Origin of the sequence: Ktedonosporobacter rubrisoli, from assembly GCF_004208415.1 — a bacterium.
In the GTDB taxonomy this organism is placed as follows: Bacteria; Chloroflexota; Ktedonobacteria; order Ktedonobacterales; family Ktedonobacteraceae; genus Ktedonosporobacter; species Ktedonosporobacter rubrisoli.
Window position 1 is genome coordinate 2909945 of record NZ_CP035758.1, and the last position, 22431, is coordinate 2932375.

Genomic DNA, 22431 nt, shown 5'->3' on the forward strand with positions numbered 1-22431 from the left:
AGACAATGGGGATTCACTGCTCAAGCGTGCTCCCACTTCTGTAGCCACCAATCCATATGAGGCATTTTGGAACGAGTTCCAGCTTGCAAAACGGCGGTCATATCCAGCGGCGTTCGGCGTAGATCAAGGCTCAGGCGTCCTGATTCGAGGGTGAGCATTCCGTACTCTGCCCAATGGACCTGGCGGTTGTTGGGCAGCTCTGGACTACCGGCATTCACGCCGGGCAGGCCCACGCTACCAACATTGACCAGATATGCATCTTCATATCGGCGTAGCATCTGAATGTGCGTATGGCCGCCTACCATCACCGTTGCCATTGAGTCTGCAAGCATCTGCTTTACCGTCGCATCAGGCGTAATAGAAGCAATGACATCATCAAAGGAACGCGGGGAACCGTGATAGCATAAGAGGCTTCTACCTGCGTCGAGAGGAAATTCGAGAAGAGGCGAGAAAGTATGCATGTACTCTCGGTCTTCTGGCGTCAACTGCGCGCTGCACCAGGAAGTGATTGCCGCGAGTATTTCAGACTCTGCAGTTTTGGCACCCTTTGGCGCTAAAAGCCAGGCGTCAGTGTTCCCCAAAATAACTGGGCATTTCAATTGGCGTAAGCGATCAATAACCTCGTGGGGCTGTGGTCCCAGGGCCGCTACATCTCCCAGGCATATGATCTTGTCAACGGGCTCTTGGGCGATTTCTTGCAGAACTGTCTCCAGCGCAACGAAATTTCCATGTATATCGGCTATCAACGCAATGCGCATGCGTTCCCCTTTCTATAATAGAGCAGAAGGTAACGAACGGAGAGACTACTTTGGCATAGCTCTAATCTGGAGTTAACTTATCAGGCACAGTTTATTATATGTCAACGAAGCTCTAGGGCGCAATTTATCTAAACTCAGGCCTTTGGCTTGCTATGTGTCGCGCTAAAACGTGCTCCTTATAGAAATATTCGATGCTAGAGAAAAAGGAAAATGGCTTTAAGCCTGCTTGCCCGAACGCACCGCCCGCGCCGGGAATCTGCGCTCAAGCTGTAGAATCGCCATTCCTGATATCGCAACAAGCACTGACAGTACCAGCCAGGGCAGAGCAGGTGCAAACGCATAGAGCGCTGTAAAGAGTGCCGGAGTAATAGCGCTTGCGATTCCCCAGGAGAACTCTATAGCCGCTAGATAGCGCCCGCGTGAGGCGAGAGGGCTAAGTTCAGCGACGAGTGAACCAGCTGTTGGGTTGTACATCAAAGATGCAAATGTATGTAAGGCAACAACAAAAAAACAATAGGGTACGAGTAGTGCGCGCGGGATGAATAAAGCCAGAGCAAAGAGGCTACAAGAGATGCACCAGGTCAGCGCTGCCGCTCCGATAATCCGCGTGCGGCGATAAGGTTCCTGGAAACGCACAACAAGAGTTTGCAGGCCTATACCTAATAGCGTGTTGAAACTTAGGGCTGGTAAGAGCCAGGATGGCGCCTGAACTGCCTCAGTGATGTAGACAGGAAGAGCTATGCCCAGGATGAGGTTACAGAGGAGAAACGGGAGATTGCTGATCAGAAAGCCGAGGAAAGGGCCATCTTTCAGGATGGCCAGGTAAGGCGCCGGGCTGGCTTGGGCATCATGCCGATAATTTGGCTCAGGCAGACGTAGCAGAAGGCTGGCCGCTATGAGATAACAAGCTGCGCTGCTGCCTATGAGCAAGCGGTAGATGGCCGGATTATTGGTTGCTACGACAAAGCCTGCAAGTATACCGCCAAGTGTATTCCCGGCGCTACGTATAGCCCTGATGAGCCCATACCAGCGGTCCCGTTCATCAGGGGAAGCAATCTCGACAACCAGAACAGTAGATGCCGCGTAGAACATCCTGTTCCCTCCCGTGATGAGCAGGGCCATAAGAAACATGCCTGGAATTGTGTGCATGAAGAGGTAACCAAATAATCCTATAGTCTGGATGATCTGACTACATGCTGTCAGCCTGCGCGCTCCAAAGCTATCGACCAGGCTTCCCGTAAGCAAGGTGATAGGAAGTGTGCAAATGGTGGCAATAGTAAGTGCCAGGCCAATGATCGGCAAAGGTAGGCCGGCGGTAACCTGAAAGTAAAGGATAGAGATGGGGAGAAATAAGCCAGATCCAAGGGCATCAATGATCAACACGAGGAGAAAGCCGTTAGTTCCTTGTGTTGTCTGTGGCAGACCGAGCTGCGTCTTCCATTGCTTCATATCAATGCTCCTACATAATAAAAAAAGGGAGCAGGCAGCGTCTCTTTGGGAGAGACACACGGCTGCACCCTTCTCTAAAAATATGCTGTTTTCGAATGTTTGAAATAATGTACTTATCAGGTATCCCACATGTGGCAAATCTTCTTGCAGGAGGAGAGGTAAGGGGCGTGACTACGCCCGCAAGGATAGTGCCTTGTGGAAATCTGATGCTATTGTAGCGTATATAATAGCATTTCAGCCCTGCAACTGTCTATAGCTTTGCGCAAAAAAGTAGGAGAACTGATGTCCTGTAGCTAAGGCATCGAAGGTGAAGCAGCGCTAATTTTGTGCCCTTCCTATTTGGTTTACTACGGCTATATTTCTTATAGCCATTTTGCTGGATTTGCTTTATACATTGGGTAGGGTAATACAGATTCTATGGCCCGTTAAAAGCCAAGCGGAACGCGTGGTCCCTCGGTGAGGAGTTGCTGCAATTTGCGAGGAGTATCCGCCTCGTTGATAGGTGTATATACCGTGACTTTGAGCTCTGGCGCATCGTAGACCTGGAAAGTAAGATGCTCCAGGAGGAGAAAGCCTACCTGGGGATGATTAAGGGCTTTCTGCCCTTCGGGCGTACCCAGGATTTCGTGATCGGGCCACCACAAGCGAAATTCTGCGCTGGCTGTCAACAGATCGTTAATAAGCTCCGTTAGCTGCGGATCTCCCAGCATGCGGCCAAAACTGGCGCGAAACTGGGCCAGGAGTTTGCGGGCGTGCCCTTCCCAATCTACAAGAAGTTGACGATGCGTTGCTGATGTGAAAGTTCGCCAGACAGCGTTGCGCTCCCGGCCCCTCATCGCGCGGAAATCACCGAATACCGCACATGCCGCCTCATTCCAGGCAATAATATCCCAGCGCTGCCCTGATACATAGGCCGGACTGGTGCCAAGATGGTCAAGAAAGTGTTGCAAGGTCGGACTGACCGTCTCTTCCAGCGCCGGTCTCTCAAGTGGTAGCTGCTGATGAGCCAGGAGAAAAAGATGGACGCGTTCATCAGCGGCTAAATGAAGCGCTCGGGCCAGGCTCTCCAATACCTGCGTTGAAACAGTAATTTCTCGCCCCTGCTCTAGCCAGGTGTACCAATCCACACTAACACCTGCCAGTTGGGCCACTTCCTCGCGTCTGAGGCCCGGCGTGCGTCGCCGTATTCCACGTGGCAGCCCCACCTGTTCTGGAGAGATTCGCGCTCGTCGCGTGCGTAGAAAATCGCCAAGTTCCTGGTAACGTTGTTTCTCTTGCTGTTTCATCATGATGTCCCTCTGATCGCTAATGAAACATAGGAGTGCCAGTCATATGATCGTGGCTCTCCTGGTTTCAGGCTGTCTATTAGTATATCCTTTTCTCCACCTGAATAGAAGTGATTGGACACTTATCTAAGCAAGGCTGTTGTAGAGGCTCGGCTTATACAGACAAGAGAAGCCTTGAACATTTATCAAATACAACCCTAAGCATTTAAAGAGGTGAGGAATATACGATGCATAAAAGTAACGATTCTGCCACGCTGACGCTCCGAGGAACAACTGTGCCCAGGCTGGGATTGGGCACTTATGAAATAGTGGGGGCGGCTTGTACAAGAGCGGTACAGCACGCCCTTGATATAGGCTATCGGCACATTGATACGGCTCAGGCCTATGGCAATGAAGCGGCCGTTGGTAAAGGACTGGCCTCTAGCCAGGTTCCGCGCCAAGAGATCTTTCTCACAACGAAAGTCTGGATCAGTAATTTTGCTCCGGGACGGCTGCGGCAGGCAACTGAGGAATCGCTGCGCCAACTTGGCACAGAATATATTGATTTGTTGTTATTGCACTGGCCTCAACCGAGCGAGCCGCTTGCCGGGACGCTGCACATGATGACCCGCCTGCGTGAGGAAGGGAAGATCCATCAGCTGGGCGTAAGTAATTTTCCACCCGGGCTCTTACGCCAGGCCATTGAACTGGCTCCGCTGTTCTGTAATCAGGTTGAGTATCATCCGTACCTGGCTCAAGAGAAACTCCTGGCGATGGCAAGAGCTCATAATCTCCTGTTTACTGCCTATGCTCCTCTTGCCAATGGACGGGTCCTAAAAGATCCTGTGCTGGCAAAAATTGCGCGTGCCCATAGCAAATCTGTGGGGCAGGTTGTCTTACGCTGGCTTCTGGATCAGGAACAAGTTGCAGTGATCCCCAAGGCCGCCAGTGCCGCAAACCGCGTGAGCAACTTTGAGATTTTTGACTTTTCCTTGAGCGAAGGCGAGCACCAGCAGATTGCCAGCCTGGAGCGCGGCCTACGCATCTATGATCCATCCTGGGCGCCTGATTGGGCAGCCTGGGATGAATAGAGAAACCTGAAGCTAACTTAGTGACGATTCTTTAAAACAAGAGAAGGAGTTTTATATGCCACTCGATCCACAAGCCCGAGCCCTAATGGAACAATTGCATGCCCAGGCCAGGCCAGCACTCTCGCACTTATCCGCCACTCAGCTTAGAGCTGGCGATGACGAGATCATTCCTCTTACTGGTGAACCTGTAGTTGTCAGTAAGGTAGAGCAGGTGAAGATTCCGGGGCCTGGTGGCCCTCTTCCCTTGCGGATCTATACGCCCGCTGGGACAGGGCCGTTTCCTGTGCTTGTCTACTTTCATGGCGGAGGATGGGTCGTCTGTAATCTGGAAACCCATGATTCTTTGTGCCGAACGCTTGCCAATACCGCTAACAGTATTGTTATATCCGTGGATTATCGCCTGGCGCCTGAAAATCCTTTTCCTGCCGCCTTTGAGGATGCCTATGCGGTGACAGAGTGGGCAGCAAGGCATGCTGATAAGCTAGGCGCGGACCCTACGCGTATCGCCGTGGGTGGAGATAGTGCAGGGGGTAATCTTGCGGCTGGCGTAGCGCTGGAGGCACGCGAGCGAGGCGCATTTTCTGTAACCTGCCAGGCGCTTATCTATCCTGTACTTGATTATTACCAGCCTGCCAGCAGCTCATACACCGCGTATGCCGAAGGCTACTTCTTAAGCGGGAAGGATATGCCCTGGTACTATCAACAATATCTACCCAGTGGTTTTGATGGCAAAGATGCGAGAGTCGCACCTGTTCTCGCCAGCGATCTGCGGGGGCTTCCGCCTGCACTCATCATCACAGCTGAATATGATCCGACTCGCGATGGTGCTGAGCTGTATGCTATGCGTTTAAAAGAGGCTGGCGTAGAAGTTTCTCTCACCCGTTATGAGGGAATGATGCATGCTTTTGTGCTCTTAGCGGGGGTCTTTGAGCAGGGAAGGAAAGCTCGTCAGCAGGTTGGTACGTTCTTGCAAGAGGCCTTGAGAGAAGGCCGGCGTTGTGGATAGGCAAAAGGAGGCTGAGCACAAGAAAGCTTAGGTCTCTTGTATAGCATTTTTATCTTTGCTATACTTGGCAATGTTGGGTGCTTCAGAAGTTGGGTAATCGATATGCGGGAACACACAACTGCCGAGGGTTTATGCCGAAGCCAGCCTTACATGCGCTCATCTGGTCAGAGGAACTGCAGTGTTATGAGCTTAAAACAGGCGGCCAGCTCTATCGCTCTTTTCGCCAGGAAGATGAGCCAGCCTGGCTCGCCTGGATGCAGGAGAATAGAGCATTTGCCTTTGAGGGTCGCGCGGGTCATCTCAGTATCGTCAAGGAAGCCAGGCCAAGGGGAACAGGGTATTGGTATGCCTATAGCAGGCAGGCCCGGCGCACGCGTAAGCGCTATCTAGGGCGAAGTGCCACGTTTTCGCGCTTAGAGCAGGTGGCCACTGACCTCATAAGTAAACGTGAAATCGCTATAAAGCTGCCCACGCAAACAATGCGAGCTGCTCCTAAAGAGCCACGGTGGCCTTTTTCCAATCGCTTGCCCGAGAGGCGAGACGTTCTGCTCGCCACAAAACTCTTTCCTCCCCAACTTCCTGCTTTGTTAGTAGAGCGGGAACGTTTGCTCAAGGACCTGGATGCGGTACTTTCTCATCGTCTAGGTCTGCTCTCAGCTGCGGCCGGCAGTGGCAAAACAACCTTGCTTTCCACGTGGGCCGCACGCAAGCGAGCTTCTGGCCAGCTTGTCGCTTGGCTCTCGCTTGAAGAACAGGACAACGATCCCGCCAGTTTCTGGAATTATGTTGTAGCCGCCTTGCGTATCGTTGAGCCAGCGGCGGCAGAAACAGCGCGGAGCATGCTGCAAGCTCCGAGTCCTCCATCCCTGGCAACCATCCTTGCAAGTTTTATTAACGATCTGGCCGCCACTCAGAAAGAGATTGTGCTCATCCTTGATGATTTTCATGTCATCAATGACCCAGATATCATTAGCAGTATTCAATACTTACTGGAGCATCTTCCCGCCAGGCTGCATTTGATTCTGGCTGGACGCAGTAATCCACAACTGGCCCTGCCCCGTTTGCGGGCAAGGAGCCAGCTTGTCGAACTGCGAGACAAGGATTTACGCTTTACGCGGGCAGAAGCAGAGCACTTCTTTGCGCGAGCCATGGAGCGTCCCCTGGCCAGGGTAGAGATTGATGTGTTGGAGCAGCGCATTGAGGGTTGGATTGCTGGCCTGCAACTGGCAGCCCTTGCGATGCGTACGCGGGAGAATTATACTGCGTTTGTCCAGCAATTGAGCGGCAACCAGCGTTTTATCCTGGAATATATGCAGGAAGAGATCCTGGAGCGCCAGTCTCCAGAGTTGCAGGATTTTCTCATCCACACAGCCATTCTAGCACGTCTGCATGCTCCACTCTGCCAGGCAGTAACCGTGGAAAACAGTATCCAGGTCTGCCAGCAGATGCTGCTTACCCTGGAAAGCGCAAATCTCTTCCTCATTCCCCTTGATGGAGAGCGGCGCTGGTACCGTTTTCATAGCCTTTTTCGCGATGTGTTGCTGGCACGCTTGCAAGCGCTCTATCCAGAACGTATCCCTGTTTTGCATAGGCGAGCAGCTGACTGGTATGCCCAACAGGGTAATATACATGAGGCAATTACCCATGCGCTTGCCGGAAGCGCTTATGTCTTTGCGGCTGAACTTATGGAGCAATCAGCCGCGTATATGTGCTTCAATGGAGGGGTCTCACAGCTCTATGGCTGGATTAAAAGTTTGCCCGAAGCCATATTATTAGCCCATGCCGACCTTGCTCTGACAACCGCCCTGCAAATCTTATATCAAAGCTTCTATTCTCCTGATGAGGCCTGGCAGCAGGCCGTAGCCGAGGCTGAGCTGGTTCTTGTTCCCCTGGCAGCCCAATTGCAGGCTCAAGGAGCTGCGTTCAGGACGGAGCCAGCGCTGAGATCGCTACAAAACCGCCTGGATCTGCTCTATACCTGGATGGCTAGCAGAGCAGCCATTCTTCAGGAGAATGTGGCTCAAATGAGGCTTCTGAGCTCCCAATTGCAGGAACTGGCAAGAGACGAGAGTGTCGTGTGGAAAATGCTGCCAGTCCACCACCTGCTTGTTAAAGCTGCGAATGCGCGTGCTCTGCTGCCTATGCTATCTGACTTGAGACAGCAAGCTGAGAAGGAGCCTCAGCCCTATGAGGCGGTCTGGCTGATGGAGCAGATTGGCGAGGCTTATCGGGACGCGGGGCAATTGCAACGGGCCTATCAAATTGTCAGAGAGGCGTTAGAGCGTTTGTTGCAAATGGGAAAGGCCAGGTCCATGTTTGGCTACATTCACCTGCGCCTGGCAGAGCTGCATTGGGCCTGGAACCAGCTTGCGGAGGCGCGAAGCCATCTGGATGCCGCCCTACAATTTGCGCGTACCTGGCAACATACTGACATACAGATAGCCAGCTATGCCCAATTAATACGCATTCTACTTGTCAAGGGAGAATGGCGAGAAGCGGAGCAGGCATTAGATGAGGCTGAACGCCTGAGCCGAGCAAGTCAGTGGAAACACCAGCGACGCCTGGTAACGGCTGCTCGTGCGTTTCTCTGGCTTGCGCGGGGTGAGCTTACCGCCGCTGCGGCCTGGGCCGATCATTATGAGCTCGATTTTCAGGTTTTTAGCCGCCTCGACAACGAAGAATATGCAGAAACCCTGGCTCTGGCGCGCGTTCTGCTGGCCCTGCAAAGAAATGAGGAGGCCAGACAGCTCCTGCATCGACTGCTTACCAGGGCGGAACAAAACGAGAGCGCCTGGTATATTGTACAGACGCTTGCCTTCCAGGTAGTAGCCCTGCAGGCAAATGGAGAGGATGCACAGGCCAGAGAGACAGCACTTCGCTTGCTTCGCCTGGCACGGCCTGCTGACTACCTGCGCATCTATCTTGACGCAGGTCCATATTTGCAGCATGTGCTTCAGAGCCTTCTCGCGACAACAGTTCAGCAGGAGGAGCACGCCAGGGAAGCTTCGTTGGGAGCTTCTGTAAGAACTTTGTTGGCAGCCTTCGAGCAGCAAGCTCTCCCGACAGCGCGCGCCAGTTCCTTCGCATCCCAGACAATTGTCTCGGGCTTACTTTCGCCGCTTACGGCCCGTGAGCTAGAGGTTTTGCATCTTCTGGAACAAGGCAAGACAAACCAGGAGATCGCCAACCAGCTAATCATTTCGTTGGCAACCGCTAAGAAGCATGTAGCCAACCTTCTGGGCAAGCTAGAGGCCGAGAACAGAGTGCAGGCCATTGCCAATGCGCGCAAGCATGGTATACTCTAGCCTCTGCGAAATACTCCTCTCTGGTATCCTTTCGGCTACTGTGCTATGCGCAGAAAGCTTGTATCTTCTAGGCAAGAGAAAAGGTGGCAGGGAGGACGGATGAGTAGTCACATGCCGCTGTAATGGAAGCACTATAAAATCAGATTCGGCTATCTCCTTCGTTCCCATGAATTTCCCTGCCTTGAGATAAGAAAGAGGCTGCTATTTATGGCTTTGAAATTTGGGCTGTTGTTGCCACAGGGCTGGACGTTGGATCTAATGAGTGTTAAGGACCCGGTTGAGGCCTACGAGGCGCTGTCTCGCGCGGCGCAAACAGCAGATGAGGTAGGCTTTACTTCGGCGTACCTGGTAGATCACTTACATACGATCCCTCGGCCCTTACAGGAGTTGACGTTTGAGTGCTGGACCACGGCAGCGGCGCTGGCCCGCGATACAAAACGCATTCGCATCGGTCAGATGGTCAGCTGCAATGGCTATCGAAATCCTGCGCTGCTGGCCAAGATGGCCAGTACCCTTGATGTCATTTCACATGGAAGGCTAAGCTTTGGGATCGGCGCTGGTTGGTATGAACACGAATTCAGGGCCTATGGCTATGAATTTCCCGCCGGACCGGAGCGCCTGCGTCAACTGCGGGAGGCCGTACAGATCATTCTAGCTATGTGGACGCAGGAAGAGGCAAGCTTCGCAGGGAAACATTATCAAATCAGCGGAGCGATTAATCAGCCTAAAGGCGTGCAGAAACCTCAAATTCCGCTCCTGATCGGTGGCGATGGCGAGAAGGTTACGCTCAAGCTGGTTGCTCAGTATGCTGATGGCTGCAATGTCGGCAGCAACGCCGAGGAAGTGAAGCAGAAGCTGGCGGTGCTCAAAGCGCATTGCGAGGCGCTTGGCCGCGACTATGAGCATATTTATCGCACCACCTCAACGTTTTGCGCAATCGGAGCTACAGATGAAGGGGCTCAGGCCAGCATTCCGGCCTATGTGCGTACCCACTTCCCTGATCGTATTAACCTGGGGATGGTTGGTAGCCCTGAGACGATTCGCAAACGCCTGAAAGAATATGAAGATGCCGGAGTGCAGGAGTTGATTATACGCTTCTTTGATATGCCGCAGTTGGACGGAATACGAATGTTTGCAAGAGAATTTATTGGCTAGCAGGATCGCTGCCTTGCCGCCAGCTGTTTAAGGTTAAGGCCCGGCTCTACGTGCTACAACGGGAGCCGGGTGCATACCTCTCCTATAGAGCAGGTAATAAATGATGGTGATCGTTAAAATATTCCAGCGTCCAACTATGTGAGTTCTCTGCCTGTGACCAGTGCGTAATAGAGGCGTGCTTGGCACTAAGGGAGACGCGGGCTGGTATTGCAGTGCTCAGGCCGAAGAAATAGCTAAACGAGGCAGCGATAACTCCTCCGTGGCTTAGCAGTACTATCGTTGCTCCTTTGTGTTCCTGAAGTAGACGATTGAGGGCCGCGTGGACCCGCCCAGAAAATTCAACCCAGGTCTCATAGCCCTCCATGAAACGATAAAAAGGCTTCTGCTCTTCAGTAACCTGCCGCCAAAGGGCAGAAAACTCGTCGGGAGGCATGGTACCATCATCGCAGGTCCATTCTTCAAGGCCTTTATCAAAAGTGATTGGTAAGTTGAAGGCCGGCGCCAATATCCCCGCTGACTCTTTCGCTCGCCGCATGGGGCTGCTGATAAACACATCGGCTTTAATTTCGCCTGTCTTGTATAGGCGATCTCGTAGGCGTTCCATCTGGCCGATGCCATCGGATGAGAGGCCTAGATCCTGATAGGTACCTTGCATCACATCTTCGAGATAATCACCATGACGGATAAAGTAGAGATGCGTCATTCTTGCCAAGCTCCTTTTTATAGTATCGGTGTCGGATACATCGTATATGGATACATCGTGTGCGGATACTATATAGCAACAGAAATGTACTGTCAAGCTTAGGGGCAACGGATCTAGATTTGAGCATACATCTGATAGCTGAAAAGATCGAATCTTCCAATAAGTATTTTTGTATTTGAAACATATTTATTGTATGATTGTGACAATGGAGCTATACAGATGCGATGGTTACGGCGTACAAAATGCTCCTGGACAAACTCCACTGGCAAATAGTAGGTATGAAGCAAAAAGGAGGATATATGGATCAGCATTGGGACGACCTCATAAAACATTTTTGCTCAGTCTCTGATGGCCTTGGCATGCCTATTGACGATGAGATATTTGAGACTGTTGTTGCCTTAAATGCTTTAGGTATTACCACCACGATGTCATGTGCTGGCCATATAACCAGAGACGATGGCGACGTACGTTACCCCTGGATTAATTTTTCTGCCTCCGATGACATCATACAAAAGCTAAAGACGGAACAGATAAAGCTGCACAAAAAGGCAGAAAAACGGCAGAAGAAGCTTATGAAACTGCGTAAGAAGCTCACAAGCAATGCAAAACTGCTTGCAGCCCAGAAGAAATCGCATAAGGCCTGGCATGCCTATCACGCTATTGGCCATCAGCTACGAAAGTTGCAGGTACCAATGCGCCAGAGAGTGATAGACTACCTCACCCAATTTTACGAAAATCGACCTGTGCTTTTTGATAGGCGTTTAATCCTTGATCTCATTTCGACAACTACGCGCTTAGAGAGCCAGGGTGCAGCCGATTTTCATCTCTGCGAGCCCCGCGAGGTCCAAATCCAGAAGCTTGCAGAATATCGGGAAGAGATGCGCGCCTTTACTGAATTTCTGAAAACAATATATCTTTCCCAGCAAACTGAGAAAGTAGCCGTCTAAAAGCCTTGAACAATTTCATTTTCTAGCTGTTCTGGGTTATCTCCTTCTCCTGAAAGGAATTTACTTGTGATGAGTGTCCAGCTTCCAACCAGCCATCTAGACCTTTTCCGCAAGCCTATCCTGGCACATTTAGCGACGCTAATGCCTGATGGTAGCCCTCACGTTACCCCCATCTGGATCGATTACGATGGAACTCATTTGCTCGTCAATACCGTCGTCGGGCGCGTGAAAGAGCAAAATATGCGCCAACGGCCCCAGGTTGCCCTCGATATTGTTGATCCAGATGATCCTTATCGCTGGCTTGCTATTCGCGGGAGGGTGATGGAAGAAACCAGTGAGGGGGCTGTAGAGCATGTCGATGCCCTGGCCTTGCGTTATGTTGGATCGAAAGAATTTCGTTCGCGACGGCCAGATGAGAAACGAGTTATTTTCAAGATCGAGCCCGAGCACCTTGTTGTGTGGTATGGCGAACAATATCTGCCTTCTGCACGCCAGGCCACCGGCCATTGATATCTCAAAACGGCGGACAGAAATAATAGTAGAGAAGCCTTATGCTGAGCAGACCAACAAAGGAGCAATTGCTAGCCATTGCCACCAGCTATGGGCTGCAGTGTGATGCTGCTGATCTTGCCTTCTTCCTTGCCGAGATTGATAAAGTCATGGCTTCTTATGACGTGCTTGATCAGCTAGAAGAACCTGGGCTGCCAGTAAGGTATGCGCGGGCAAACGTCTATCGTCCAGCCGCTGGCGAAAATCCCTATAACGCCTGGTATCAGAAGTGCTCCATCAAGGGGGCCCGATCCGGTCGCCTGGCGGGGAAACTGATTGCCGTCAAGGATAATGTATGTGTAGCTGGCGTGCCCATGATGAACGGCTCTGCGCTTCTGGAAGGATATATTCCCGACTTTGATGCAACGATTATCGCGCGCATTCTAGAGGCGGGCGGCGAGATTGTGGGCAAAGCCGTTTGTGAACATCTCTGTTTTTCGGCCGGAAGCCATTCCGCTGATACGGGTCCGGTACATAATCCTCACAACTTTGACTATTCAGCGGGTGGTTCATCGAGTGGGAGCGCAGTTCTGGTCGCGGCTGGCGACTGTGACATGGCAATTGGCTGCGATCAGGGAGGATCAATTCGGGTTCCGAGCAGCTGGTGTGGAGTCTATGGGCTCAAGCCTACCTATGGACTTGTCCCTTATACCGGTATTTTTTCGTTGGACCTTACCCTTGACCATGCAGGGCCGCTTGCCTCTTCGGTAAGCGATGTGGCCTTACTTCTAGAGGTTATAGCCGGCGAAGATGGCCTTGATCCCCGCCAGAAAGATGTCAAGGTTGAGGCTTATAGCGCTGCACTGGCCGGCGAGATAAAAGGATTACGCCTTGGCCTTGTGGAAGAGGGCTTTGCCTGGCCGGGACTTTCTGAGCCAGAGGTCGATGAACTGGTGAGGAAGGCTGCTTTCCAGTTTCAAGAACTGGGCGCAGAACTGACTTCTCTGTCGCTGCCACTTCATCGTCTAGGGCCAGCAATTCTCTGTCCTCTCTATTTTGAGGGGAGCTTAGCGACAGTGATGCAGGGCAAAGGCATGGGCACAAATTGGAAAGGCTTTTACGGCACCTCGTTGCTGAAAGCGTTTGCCCACGGATTGGCTAGCAGGATAGATGCCCTTTCCGATATGGCCAAGATGCATCTATTGCTGGGCCACTATATGCAGAAGCAATACCATGGATACTACTATGCCAGAGCCCAGAATCTTGTTCGTGTGCTCAATAAAGCCTATGAGGATGCTCTGCAACAGGTGGATATTCTGCTGATGCCCACTGTGCCTATAAAAGCAACAAGACTGCCTGGCCAGGATGCCAGCAGAGAGGAGCGTATGAGCGGGGTTGGCAAATTGACAGTAAACACCTGCCCATTTAATGCAACCGGCCATCCGGCCATGACTCTTCCTTGCGGGATCATCCAGGGATTACCCATCGGCATGATGCTCGTGGGGCGGCGCTGGCAGGATTCGACAGTTTTGCGCTGTGCCCGAGCCTTTGAGCAGCTTAGAGGATCAAGCTAAAATCTTCTTCCCGCATCGCCGCAAGCAGCCACTTTGATATATCATTGTACGCGCCATTATTTAAGCTCATGCATGACTACTTATTCTGCAAAAATCTTCTCTGGCAGGATTTTAACAATAACGCGTATTTCTCCTGGGATCCGAGATGGATAGGTCTCTGTACCAACATAGCGCTGAGAAAGCCTATCTATATGGGCATCTGCGCCTTCTGCCGTTACGTCTAAGACACGTCCTCTGATGATCATTTTGCGCGAGGGATTTGCGGGATCAACAATATCGAGCGCAACTTGAGGACGCTGGCGCATGTTGCGGTCTTTAACCCTTCCTTGAGCGGTATTCACCAGCAAATAGGTTCCATCGTAATCGATCCAGACGGGGGTAATTTGAGGACTGCCATCAGGCATCAGCGTCGCTAAATGGCCTAATACTGGCTTGTGAAGAAGATCTAAGTGGCTGGAAGGGATTGGAATGCCCATAGCTATATTTGCTCCTCTTCTAGTTATAGGTTAGCAAGATCAATATTCTGCAACGTACTGGCGTATATATCCGGAAGATGAGGAGGCATTTCCATATCATAATGGATGCCAAGCTGAGAAAGCCTTTTAAAAACCTCTTCCATGATAGCTTTTTCTTGCATCAAAATAACCCGAATGTAATCGCTGTTCTCTTCGTTAAATGCCCGGGAAGTTGAAAGTTTGACGTAAGCATATTTCGCGATATAGAAATCAAATAACTCGGCTCCGCTAACCTCACCTATCTGTTTGAAAGCTGGCGGGACGGCCAGGAGATATTTATAGCCCGCATGCGGCGGATAGATCTTCTCAGCGGGCCAGCCAAGACGCTGCCAGGCCTCGATGCTCAATTGCAAAACTTCTGTAATTGATTGGCTTAAGTTCTTGCGCTCTTCATTATCCTGAAAGTTCTTCAACGCTTCTATAGCTGCATACTGGCAGGGTTCTGGCAGCATCACGCTATATTCTGAATTGTGTATCCGCAACGTATTGATGACCTCCGCGTTGCCGGCAACCAGGCCTATGCGTATTCCGGGAATGCCAAATTCCTTACTGAAGGAGAGAATGGTAATGGCAACATCTTTTGCCCCCTTAATTTCAAGAATGTTGAGTGGAGCGTTGGGAGAATGGTGCATCAAGTACCATGAGTCCATGTCGTGGACAAGCAAGATATGAAACTCTCTGGCGAAAGCGACAAGCTCTTCAAAAAAAGTTCTTGATGCTATTTGCCCGGTTGGATTGTGCGGGTAGTTGAGATACATAAAGCGTATAGATGGTCTACCCGCCTGCTCAAGCAAGTTTGCTGCCGCAGCGAGATCAAGCAAGCCAGTAGTAGGGTGCGGAGGAACACGTAGTGGCTTTGCGCCATTGGCAATAGCTATGGTGTGAATGGTACTGATGGCCAGGGCTGGCAATAGAAAATACTCGCCCCTGAATGCACGCGAAAGCGCGTCAAAGGCCTGCGATGCTCCTGCCGAGACCATAATTTCTCGTGTGAGATCGACATGCACATGAAAGCGCGAGGCAAAGAATCTCTGCGCTTCCTCGCGAAGTTGCATGAGTCCGAATGAAGAGGGGTACCAGCGCGCTGTGTAGGCGTGAGCACTTAGTGCTTGAAGAGCATGTTTGGTAGCTGTGTAGTCTTTAAAGAAAGGGTAAAACGAGTCGGTGCCGAGATCAAGGAAGGTAATGCCTCTTTCACGAGCCTCTTGCGTAAGTACTCTTCTCGTTACTAAATGAAGCTTCTCTATTCTCCCCGCAACTCTTCCTTTTAGAAGATCTGGCGAGATGCCTCCTCCTAAGAGGTGGGAGGGAAAAGAAGCCTTGGTTGCAGCTTGCTCGAAATTGCTTTCCTGCGTGTATCCTTTTTGAGAAGATGATGCCCCTCCTGAAGACCATTCAGAGCCATCCTTATGGTGCATATGCTCTCTCCCCCTTAACTCATTTGCTAGAACTGATTCAATCCACATTCTAGCGGTCTAGTTTGCACTCTTGTCTAACGGCCTCGGTCCGCAACGTTTCTATGTGGCACTGAGCGGCATCCCTCAGCCGCCTGGTGAAGTCTTGCCGAAAGATAGCCATCTTGACTATCCTTCATCTTATTTTCTCCATTAACCATAGCTCCCATTTTAAAAGTATATATCGAAAAATAGCTTTTATCAAGGGTTACTCATGTTTTTCTTAAAAAACAGTGAGCATAAACTAGAGTATACACAAGATAGAAATATATAGATATAGCCTCATTAACATGAAAATATTGTATTGCCTGATGTAGCTAAAAGATACTGAAATATTCTTCTACGCTGTAGCAACTGCATCTCTTGAGGTGAGGGAAAGCTATTAAACCTCCTTTGGGTAGAGTTAGAAAATTTTGCTGGAAAAATCGCTAAGTAAATTTCACTCTCATTTTTCTGGATATTTATATTTAGTCCCAAAAATACTATGATATAATTAGAGAGCAAGAAAATCATGTTTTAACGGAGAGTAGAGAAGATACTGATAAGATCAGGGGAGCAGATGTACACACCACCTTTTACACTCGTCAGTTGCTCATGGCCTCGTCCCGTTGAACAGGTTAATGGCCAATGGACCTCTTTGCCGGAGTGGGATGCACTACCTATGTCAATGCTCCCTCAGACAACCTGGGGAGTTTTACGATCTGATCTATGCCTGCTCATTGATTGGGGCCGGTTCTTTGACGGTCAGCTGCGCTACTGGGGGCCGCATTCATCTGGAGGGCAAATGCGCGGATTTCATATAGTTTTTCGGCTACGAATTAATGAGAGTGGAACGCTTGTTTTCTGGCATGATAATGGCTGTATTATTCGACAAAATAAGCGGATTGTCTATGCAGATACAACCTCACATCCCCTCTCGCGTCACACGCTTGAGGTAAAAAATGGGGATGACCTGGAAGTTGCCCAATGGCAGCAAATGGGCAATTGGCATTGGGGAGCTCGGATTGTCTCTTCAGATGTTCCTTCAGAGACCTCTCATGACCTCCTGCGTTCCTATCTCCCGCTGGTAGTGCAGCGCCTTTCCAGGCCAAATGGACCCCCTCTTAAAATGTATTTTGATGCACGTATGCCCTTTTCTACTGTTTTAGCGATTTATAGTATGATATTGAATGGCTATCAGCCCTCGCAAGTACTCATATTTGGGGACTATCAGTGGAATGAAGAGCAGCGTCGGCTCTATGCCAGCTTGCTCCCTTTTGCCCAGATTATCCCGACACAAGATGTGCTTGCGGCAATTGGCATCCTGGGAGGACAACGGCTGGTTGAGTGGGCTAGACGCTACTGGTTTGTCATGAAGACATGTATCGGCGTACTCTACCCTCCCGAGGTCTACTGTTTTATGGATGATGACGTTTTTGTGCTTGATCCTCTCGATGATGCGCTGGCGGCATTTGAGAAGCACAATCTGGTATTTGTGGCAGACCAGGATCATAGCAAAGAGTATCTGGATGTATGGGGACGCCAGCCTGGCCAGCTGGACGGCCTTTCTACCGGGTGCATCAACACCGGTCTGTACTGGTTACGCAATTTGCGGGACCCCAGGGAGCTTGCTGCTAGCATGCTAACCGTATCTCCGCTCAGCCGCTCAAGCTGGCAAATGCGCTATCTTTGGGATCAAGGATTTGTGGCCAGGCAATTTGCTCATGAAGCCGTATATCAACTTCCCAGCCAGCGCTATTTCTATCCCTATCTTGATGGGCTCCCGGGTGGCATGCTTGGCTATGACTATGCACAAAATCCATGCGGATTTGCGTGCATTCACTTTGGAGCAGTAGATAAACCGACCGACGAGGTGGCACTGCTGTTAACTCAGGCATTGCTTGGTGCCCAAGGAGTAGCTCCTGATCAATGCCAGCAAAGTTGAGAAAGAATGCTACGTTCGCTTAACTGTCGATGGGCTTCTTAATGCCGGTACTTTGTCGGAATTATATAGCTTTGTCATTTGATGATCGCTTTTCGTAGGTGAGCGCTGCAAGGCCAGGCAGAGTATGCTGATGGCAACTAGGAAGAGCCCACTCATGATGATTCCTGTTGTAACGTTAAATATATAATAGACAAGGGAAGCGGCCATGGTTCCCAGGGTCAGGCCAAGCTGTCCTAACGAACTACGTAAACTATAGATTTTCCCGACATGCTCCTGGGAAAACTCTGTCTGGATCATAAGGGTTATGCTGGGCTCTCCCCATGAACCGCATAAAGCGCTCACAAACGTAACTCCCATGGCGATGGAGCTAGAAGGTGCGAGGGTCAGCAAGATGAAGCCCAGGCCTTGAAAGGCTTTTCCTATATACATCCCGCGTAGCGAGAGAGACCTTCTTAACGTACTCAAGAAGATGCCGACAATGTTGCCTGCCCCATATGCGCTGGCAATCAAGCCAAAGATGGCCGGAGAGGCATGCAGGACCCTTTGCGTCCAGAGAGGCAAACCGATGATATAGATGATGCTCCAGGCTATATTCATTATGCCGAGGGAAAGCACGGCCCTGAAAAATTGGCGATTCTGATACGCTCGAGCACTACTTAGTACTAGATCTTTTCGTAAATCTCCGAGCATATGCCGATTTTTCTGTCCAATTGTCAGTGGCGGCCACGATGAGCCTGCACGAAAGCAGGGGCCGAGCGCGAGGAAGACAAAGGCGGAGATAACAAAGCTAATCGTGTCAAACGTAAAAAAGTAAGCAAAGGAGAGATAGAGGAGGAGAAGGCCAGCTATACCAGGGCAGAGCATGCGCGCAAAGCGCTTTGCCATATCCATGAGATTGTTTATGGCGTAAAGAATTTTAGTATTATCGGTGAGCATAGGAAGGCTCGCGGTCAGTGCTGGCTCAAAAAAGGTTGCAAGAAGCTCTTTTATGAGAATAATGGGAATGAGAAACCATATCTCAAACATATGAAGCCACAAGAGGAGAGGCAGCAGGATTACCAGAAAACCTCGTGCCAGGTCAGCGCCAATCAGGAGATTGCGCCGATTTAAACGATCGGCAAGAATTCCACTACATGGGCCAAAGATAAGGGCGCAGAGAGAAGCCGTGCCGAAAATGACGCCTGCACTTTCGCCTAATTGCTTCGTTGTAAGCCATAAAAAGGCGACACTAAATAGTTGATCCCCAAATGCTGAAATGACCTGTCCACTCCACAAGAGCGCAAAAGCAGGTTTTCTGAAGGCATAAAAAATATGCATTAAATATCTCTCGCCGTTAAATTTTATCAAGTTGATTTTAATAAGTAGTATAATATCAAATATCTTTTGATAGAAATAAAATATGGGAAGACATAAATACTCTACATAAGAGCAGGGATGCTATCTGCAGGCCACGAAGTGTAATTCGCCGAGACGAGGCAAAAGAATTTTTACGGCGATGATAATAGATATTAAGAATAATAGCTATTCTTGCTTAGAAAAAAGATCCAAATTAATATGGATGGGAAAAAGAACAAAAGTACAATTTGAATGAGAAGTAGTAATATGTTATGAATTACTCAGATAGGTTTAGTATGCCGGATAAGAGATATACGTCGCTTTCCCAGCTCTTCTTAAAATAAGGCATATCCTTCCTATTTTGTTTGCTGCGCTTGTGTTCGCTGGCCCTGGTACTATGTAAGTAAGGCTATACTACAATCTGCTGGTGCACGTTAAGAAATCACCATGAAATGGGGCCAGGAGTTGAGTGAAAAGGGAGGTGACATGAAGCCAAAGAGGCAGAAAAGGCACATAGCGGCTGGCATCAGACAACTGGAGCGAAAGGATATGCGCCAGGGTTTGTGGCATAAACATGCTAGCAAAAAGTGCCTGAGGCTGCATAGTGTTGCTAAGGAAACCATCGCTGGCTATCTATTTCTTGTTCCCTGGCTTGTTGGCTTTTTCCTCTTCATGCTGGGCCCCATCCTGGCTTCACTCTATCTATCTTTTACCCAGTTTGACTTATTATCGGCTCCGCAGTGGATTGGTAACAAAAATTATCTGGGCATGCTGCAGGACCCGCGCTATGTGAACTCAATAAGGGTTACGCTGGTTTATGTTTTTCTCTCAGTGCCATTGAAATTGGCATTCGCCCTCTGTATTGCCCTCCTGCTTAATAAAGGCCTGCGTGGGTTAGGGATATATCGCGCAATTTATTATATTCCTTCCCTGCTTGGAGCAAGCGTAGCCGTGGCTATTCTCTGGCGCCAGATTTTCGCGGCTGATGGACTGCTGTCCCAATTTCTGGGACTATTAGGGATAAGTGATACAGGTGGATGGGTGGCTCGCCCTGATCGCGCGCTCTTTACACTGATTATCCTGGCCGTCTGGCAATTTGGCTCACCTATGCTCATCTTTCTGGCTGGATTAAAGCAGATACCCCAGGAGTTTCACGAAGCCGCCGCCGTAGATGGAGCCGGGAAGATAAGAAGATTTTTCACAATCACGTTGCCGTTGCTAACGCCCCTGGTTCTCTTTAACTTGATCCTACAGACTATCGACGCCTTCCAGGCTTTCACCCCGGCCTTCATTGTCAGTGGGGGAACCGGAGGTCCGGCGGATGCCACACTCTTCTACACCCTCTATATCTATCAAGAAGGTTTCGGCAATCTCCACATGGGCTATGCATCCGCGATGGCCTGGGTCTTATTGCTAGCAATAGCCTTCTTTACAGCTGTAGCTTTTTTGACCTCCAGGTATTGGGTCTACTATCAGGATGAAAGGGATTAAACAATGAAACAAGCAGCATTTACCAGGCAGGGCAAGCGCTTGTCAGGGCTATTTAGGCACATGCTGCTCATTGGTGGAGCGATTATTATGCTGTATCCGCTCCTATGGATGCTTGCCTCTTCGTTTAAGCCCACCTCTATGATCTTGAGCGATATCAGTCTGTGGCCCCGAGCACTAACTCTTGACAACTATATGAATGGGTGGAATGCCCTGGAGTATCCCTTTGGTACCTTCTTCTGGAACTCTCTGATAGTCTGTGTAGGAGCGGTGATCGGCAATGTCATTTCCTGCTCAATGGCAGCCTTTGTCCTGGCACGCTTGCGCTTCAAAGGTAGAAAGCTCTGGTTTGCGCTGATGCTCTGTACAATCATGTTGCCCTACCATGTATTAGTTGTTCCTCAATACGTTCTGTTTCAAAAACTTGGTTGGGTCAATACTTTTCTCCCTTTGATCGTGCCTAAGTTTTTTGCCACAGACGCCTTCTTTATTTTCTTGCTTATGCAGTTCATACGTACTATTCCTCGTGAATTGGATGCAGCCGCACGCATTGATGGGTGCAGCTACTTCCAGCTTTACTTGCGCATTATTCTGCCCCTGGCAGTTCCGGCCTTGGCGACAACCGCCATCTTCACCTTCATCTGGACCTGGAGCGATTTCTTCAGCCAATTGATCTACTTAAACGATCAGGCAAGTTATACCGTATCTGTAGCATTGCGCTCATTTCTTGATAGCAGTGGGTCCTCAGACTTTGGCGCGCTCTTTGCGATGTCCTTGCTCTCGCTGCTGCCTATCTTCGGTTTTTTCCTTATTTTCCAACGCATGCTGATAAATGGTATTGCTACCTCTGGCTTGAAGGGATAGTTCTCATCGCTCCAGGCTGGTAAAACAAGCGTATTGTTGGGCTGTGCTGCCTTGAGGGCAGCGGACCAAGGTATCTGGATTGCGGCTTAATTGCTTTTGCTTAAGCTAGCAACGCCTGTAATCATTAAAGAGACAAGTATACGAATCAGGACGTCAGCAATATTTAGAAGCATAGCCAGCGGAATATCATACTGAAACATGAGCAAGAAAAGGAATAGGCCCTTGTACCAGGCCCAGAGCATTCCGAGCGGGTTTGAATAGATGAGCCCTATCTTATTTTGGCCTGTCGTGTAGATGAGCGCTCCTACTACTGCCCAGCCATAATGTGCGTTGAACAGTATGGGATGCAGCCTGCCCAGCGTGACAATATCCGTGAAAGGCACGGCGATGTGGAGCGTAAACCACTGCAGGATATTCCAGCCCAGAAAGCCGAGAAAGAAGAAGTTGGCTATAGCAACAATCACAATAGCCAGGTAAAAGAGAATCCATCTGATCCCAATCTCTTCAAAAATGGCGCCAACGAGATTGATGGACAGCCTTCATCCATGCGGGGTCAAAGTCTGCAAACCATTGCTTATAGAAGGGAATACTCAAGAGATGAAAAATGACCACGCCCACAATTAAGGGCAGCAAGTCAAACAGGAGCTGGTTAAAGGGGCCGTGGAAGGTCCAGAACTGGAATAATTGAAAAGGGATGGCAGAAGGCCAGAGCCATTTGATAAGTAAGACTATGGGGGCGGCGAGGATCGCGGAAACGCTACAGCCAAGCGTCTGGGGAGCCAGAGGATCGTGTTCTCGTTCTGCATTATTGGTATACCTGAATTCGGCGTGCAAGGTGAAACCTCCATTTCACTCATAACCATTCAAGTGATCTGAAAGAAAATGCTTGTACTATGCGGCACGGGAACTCACGTTACGTATCATAGGTCTGAAGCTGAGCAATATATTCTCTAAGTATAAAGTAACCAGGGCTAAGAAAGCAATAGTATGTGCAAAAACAACCTGAGATGGAGGAAAAGTATCTCAGACAGTGGCAGATTGCTGAAGATATAAAAACTTTTCCTCTCTCAAAAAAAGGCACAAAAACGGTGCTATCGGAGGTGGGATAC

Annotated in this window: 19 protein-coding genes; 10 read left to right on the forward strand and 9 right to left on the reverse strand. The window is 50.0% G+C overall.

The features are described 5' to 3' along the window. Nucleotides 1-20: 20 nt before the first annotated feature. The 3 genes from EPA93_RS13200 to EPA93_RS13210 all read right to left on the reverse strand — a co-directional run bounded on the left by EPA93_RS13200 (nt 21) and on the right by EPA93_RS13210 (nt 3493). Nucleotides 21-758 (reverse strand): metallophosphoesterase family protein, encoded by a 738-nt coding sequence (locus tag EPA93_RS13200; RefSeq protein ID WP_129887973.1) that lies wholly within the window; start codon nt 756-758, stop codon nt 21-23. A gap of 216 nt (nt 759-974) precedes the next feature. Then, nucleotides 975-2207, reverse strand: coding sequence for an MFS transporter (locus EPA93_RS13205; RefSeq protein WP_129887974.1), 1233 nt, complete (start codon nt 2205-2207; stop codon nt 975-977). Nucleotides 2208-2632: 425 nt separating this feature from the next. Continuing rightward, on the reverse strand, nt 2633-3493 hold the full coding sequence (locus tag EPA93_RS13210; RefSeq protein ID WP_129894523.1) for a helix-turn-helix transcriptional regulator: 861 nt from the start codon (nt 3491-3493) through the stop codon (nt 2633-2635). A 227-nt stretch (nt 3494-3720) separates the two neighbouring features. Here EPA93_RS13210 and EPA93_RS13215 point away from each other — a divergent pair, with 227 nt between their 5' ends. The 4 genes from EPA93_RS13215 (at nt 3721) to EPA93_RS13230 (ending at nt 10029) form a co-directional block, all read left to right on the forward strand. After that, nucleotides 3721-4563: an aldo/keto reductase gene (locus EPA93_RS13215; protein ID WP_129887975.1), complete on the forward strand. Its 843-nt coding sequence runs from the start codon at nt 3721-3723 to the stop codon at nt 4561-4563. A gap of 55 nt (nt 4564-4618) precedes the next feature. Further along, the gene (locus EPA93_RS13220; protein ID WP_129887976.1) at nt 4619-5569 is read left to right on the forward strand and encodes an alpha/beta hydrolase; all 951 of its coding nucleotides are present in this window, start codon (nt 4619-4621) and stop codon (nt 5567-5569) included. A gap of 131 nt (nt 5570-5700) precedes the next feature. Next, nucleotides 5701-8874 (forward strand): winged helix-turn-helix domain-containing protein, encoded by a 3174-nt coding sequence (locus tag EPA93_RS13225; RefSeq protein WP_129887977.1) that lies wholly within the window; start codon nt 5701-5703, stop codon nt 8872-8874. A gap of 207 nt (nt 8875-9081) precedes the next feature. After that, on the forward strand, nt 9082-10029 hold the full coding sequence (locus EPA93_RS13230) for an LLM class F420-dependent oxidoreductase (protein WP_129887978.1): 948 nt from the start codon (nt 9082-9084) through the stop codon (nt 10027-10029). A gap of 82 nt (nt 10030-10111) precedes the next feature. On the opposite strand, the gene EPA93_RS13235 is transcribed toward EPA93_RS13230, so the two are convergent. Further along, nucleotides 10112-10732 carry a histidine phosphatase family protein gene (locus EPA93_RS13235; RefSeq protein WP_129887979.1) on the reverse strand — a complete coding sequence of 207 codons (621 nt, stop codon included), beginning with the start codon at nt 10730-10732 and terminating at the stop codon, nt 10112-10114. A gap of 299 nt (nt 10733-11031) precedes the next feature. On the opposite strand from EPA93_RS13235, the gene EPA93_RS13240 reads away from it, so the two are divergent. From EPA93_RS13240 to EPA93_RS13250, 3 genes are all read left to right on the forward strand, one after another. Beyond that, nucleotides 11032-11679 carry a hypothetical protein gene (locus EPA93_RS13240; RefSeq protein ID WP_129887980.1) on the forward strand — a complete coding sequence of 216 codons (648 nt, stop codon included), beginning with the start codon at nt 11032-11034 and terminating at the stop codon, nt 11677-11679. Nucleotides 11680-11748: 69 nt separating this feature from the next. Continuing rightward, on the forward strand, nt 11749-12189 hold the full coding sequence (locus EPA93_RS13245) for a PPOX class F420-dependent oxidoreductase (RefSeq protein WP_129887981.1): 441 nt from the start codon (nt 11749-11751) through the stop codon (nt 12187-12189). A 41-nt stretch (nt 12190-12230) separates the two neighbouring features. Further along, nucleotides 12231-13742: an amidase gene (locus EPA93_RS13250; protein WP_129887982.1), complete on the forward strand. Its 1512-nt coding sequence runs from the start codon at nt 12231-12233 to the stop codon at nt 13740-13742. Between the two features lie 80 nt (nt 13743-13822). Here the strand turns inward: EPA93_RS13250 and EPA93_RS13255 are convergent, their stop codons facing one another. Both EPA93_RS13255 and EPA93_RS13260 read right to left on the reverse strand, forming a co-directional pair. Continuing rightward, nucleotides 13823-14218, reverse strand: coding sequence for a PPOX class F420-dependent oxidoreductase (locus EPA93_RS13255; protein ID WP_129887983.1), 396 nt, complete (start codon nt 14216-14218; stop codon nt 13823-13825). Nucleotides 14219-14241: 23 nt separating this feature from the next. After that, complete coding sequence (locus EPA93_RS13260; protein WP_165423069.1) at nt 14242-15675, reverse strand: pyridoxal phosphate-dependent aminotransferase; 1434 nt, start codon at nt 15673-15675, stop codon at nt 14242-14244. A gap of 595 nt (nt 15676-16270) precedes the next feature. Here EPA93_RS13260 and EPA93_RS13265 point away from each other — a divergent pair. Next, entirely contained in the window at nt 16271-17635 is a 1365-nt protein-coding gene (locus EPA93_RS13265) for a hypothetical protein (RefSeq protein ID WP_129887985.1), read from the forward strand. Nucleotides 17636-17644: 9 nt separating this feature from the next. Here the strand turns inward: EPA93_RS13265 and EPA93_RS13270 are convergent, their stop codons facing one another. Beyond that, complete coding sequence (locus EPA93_RS13270) at nt 17645-18952, reverse strand: MFS transporter (protein ID WP_129887986.1); 1308 nt, start codon at nt 18950-18952, stop codon at nt 17645-17647. A gap of 504 nt (nt 18953-19456) precedes the next feature. Here EPA93_RS13270 and EPA93_RS13275 point away from each other — a divergent pair. Together EPA93_RS13275 and EPA93_RS13280 are read left to right on the forward strand one after the other, a co-directional pair. After that, nucleotides 19457-20461 (forward strand): carbohydrate ABC transporter permease, encoded by a 1005-nt coding sequence (locus tag EPA93_RS13275; protein WP_207229531.1) that lies wholly within the window; start codon nt 19457-19459, stop codon nt 20459-20461. Between the two features lie 3 nt (nt 20462-20464). Further along, the gene (locus EPA93_RS13280) at nt 20465-21322 is read left to right on the forward strand and encodes a carbohydrate ABC transporter permease (RefSeq protein ID WP_242527394.1); all 858 of its coding nucleotides are present in this window, start codon (nt 20465-20467) and stop codon (nt 21320-21322) included. A gap of 86 nt (nt 21323-21408) precedes the next feature. Here EPA93_RS13280 and EPA93_RS13285 read toward each other — a convergent pair whose 3' ends face one another. Both EPA93_RS13285 and EPA93_RS13290 read right to left on the reverse strand, forming a co-directional pair. After that, a complete protein-coding gene (locus tag EPA93_RS13285; RefSeq protein ID WP_129887987.1) occupies nt 21409-21786 on the reverse strand; it encodes a hypothetical protein in 378 nt (125 codons plus the stop codon). 40 nt (nt 21787-21826) lie between these two features. Next, on the reverse strand, nt 21827-22156 hold the full coding sequence (locus EPA93_RS13290) for a hypothetical protein (RefSeq protein ID WP_129887988.1): 330 nt from the start codon (nt 22154-22156) through the stop codon (nt 21827-21829). Nucleotides 22157-22431 lie beyond the last annotated feature (275 nt).

What these genes read in the sequence shown, in the direction of transcription:
- EPA93_RS13200 (WP_129887973.1), bottom strand. Translation starts at nt 758, where the DNA reads ATGCGCATTGCGTTGATAGCCGATATACATGGAAATTTCGTTGCGCTG.
- EPA93_RS13205 (WP_129887974.1), bottom strand. Translation starts at nt 2,207, where the DNA reads ATGAAGCAATGGAAGACGCAGCTCGGTCTGCCACAGACAACACAAGGA.
- EPA93_RS13210 (WP_129894523.1), bottom strand. Translation starts at nt 3,493, where the DNA reads ATGAAACAGCAAGAGAAACAACGTTACCAGGAACTTGGCGATTTTCTA.
- EPA93_RS13215 (WP_129887975.1), top strand. Translation starts at nt 3,721, where the DNA reads ATGCATAAAAGTAACGATTCTGCCACGCTGACGCTCCGAGGAACAACT.
- EPA93_RS13220 (WP_129887976.1), top strand. Translation starts at nt 4,619, where the DNA reads ATGCCACTCGATCCACAAGCCCGAGCCCTAATGGAACAATTGCATGCC.
- EPA93_RS13225 (WP_129887977.1), top strand. Translation starts at nt 5,701, where the DNA reads ATGCCGAAGCCAGCCTTACATGCGCTCATCTGGTCAGAGGAACTGCAG.
- EPA93_RS13230 (WP_129887978.1), top strand. Translation starts at nt 9,082, where the DNA reads ATGGCTTTGAAATTTGGGCTGTTGTTGCCACAGGGCTGGACGTTGGAT.
- EPA93_RS13235 (WP_129887979.1), bottom strand. Translation starts at nt 10,732, where the DNA reads ATGACGCATCTCTACTTTATCCGTCATGGTGATTATCTCGAAGATGTG.
- EPA93_RS13240 (WP_129887980.1), top strand. Translation starts at nt 11,032, where the DNA reads ATGGATCAGCATTGGGACGACCTCATAAAACATTTTTGCTCAGTCTCT.
- EPA93_RS13245 (WP_129887981.1), top strand. Translation starts at nt 11,749, where the DNA reads ATGAGTGTCCAGCTTCCAACCAGCCATCTAGACCTTTTCCGCAAGCCT.
- EPA93_RS13250 (WP_129887982.1), top strand. Translation starts at nt 12,231, where the DNA reads ATGCTGAGCAGACCAACAAAGGAGCAATTGCTAGCCATTGCCACCAGC.
- EPA93_RS13255 (WP_129887983.1), bottom strand. Translation starts at nt 14,218, where the DNA reads ATGGGCATTCCAATCCCTTCCAGCCACTTAGATCTTCTTCACAAGCCA.
- EPA93_RS13260 (WP_165423069.1), bottom strand. Translation starts at nt 15,675, where the DNA reads ATGCACCATAAGGATGGCTCTGAATGGTCTTCAGGAGGGGCATCATCT.
- EPA93_RS13265 (WP_129887985.1), top strand. Translation starts at nt 16,271, where the DNA reads ATGTACACACCACCTTTTACACTCGTCAGTTGCTCATGGCCTCGTCCC.
- EPA93_RS13270 (WP_129887986.1), bottom strand. Translation starts at nt 18,952, where the DNA reads ATGCATATTTTTTATGCCTTCAGAAAACCTGCTTTTGCGCTCTTGTGG.
- EPA93_RS13275 (WP_207229531.1), top strand. Translation starts at nt 19,457, where the DNA reads ATGAAGCCAAAGAGGCAGAAAAGGCACATAGCGGCTGGCATCAGACAA.
- EPA93_RS13280 (WP_242527394.1), top strand. Translation starts at nt 20,465, where the DNA reads ATGAAACAAGCAGCATTTACCAGGCAGGGCAAGCGCTTGTCAGGGCTA.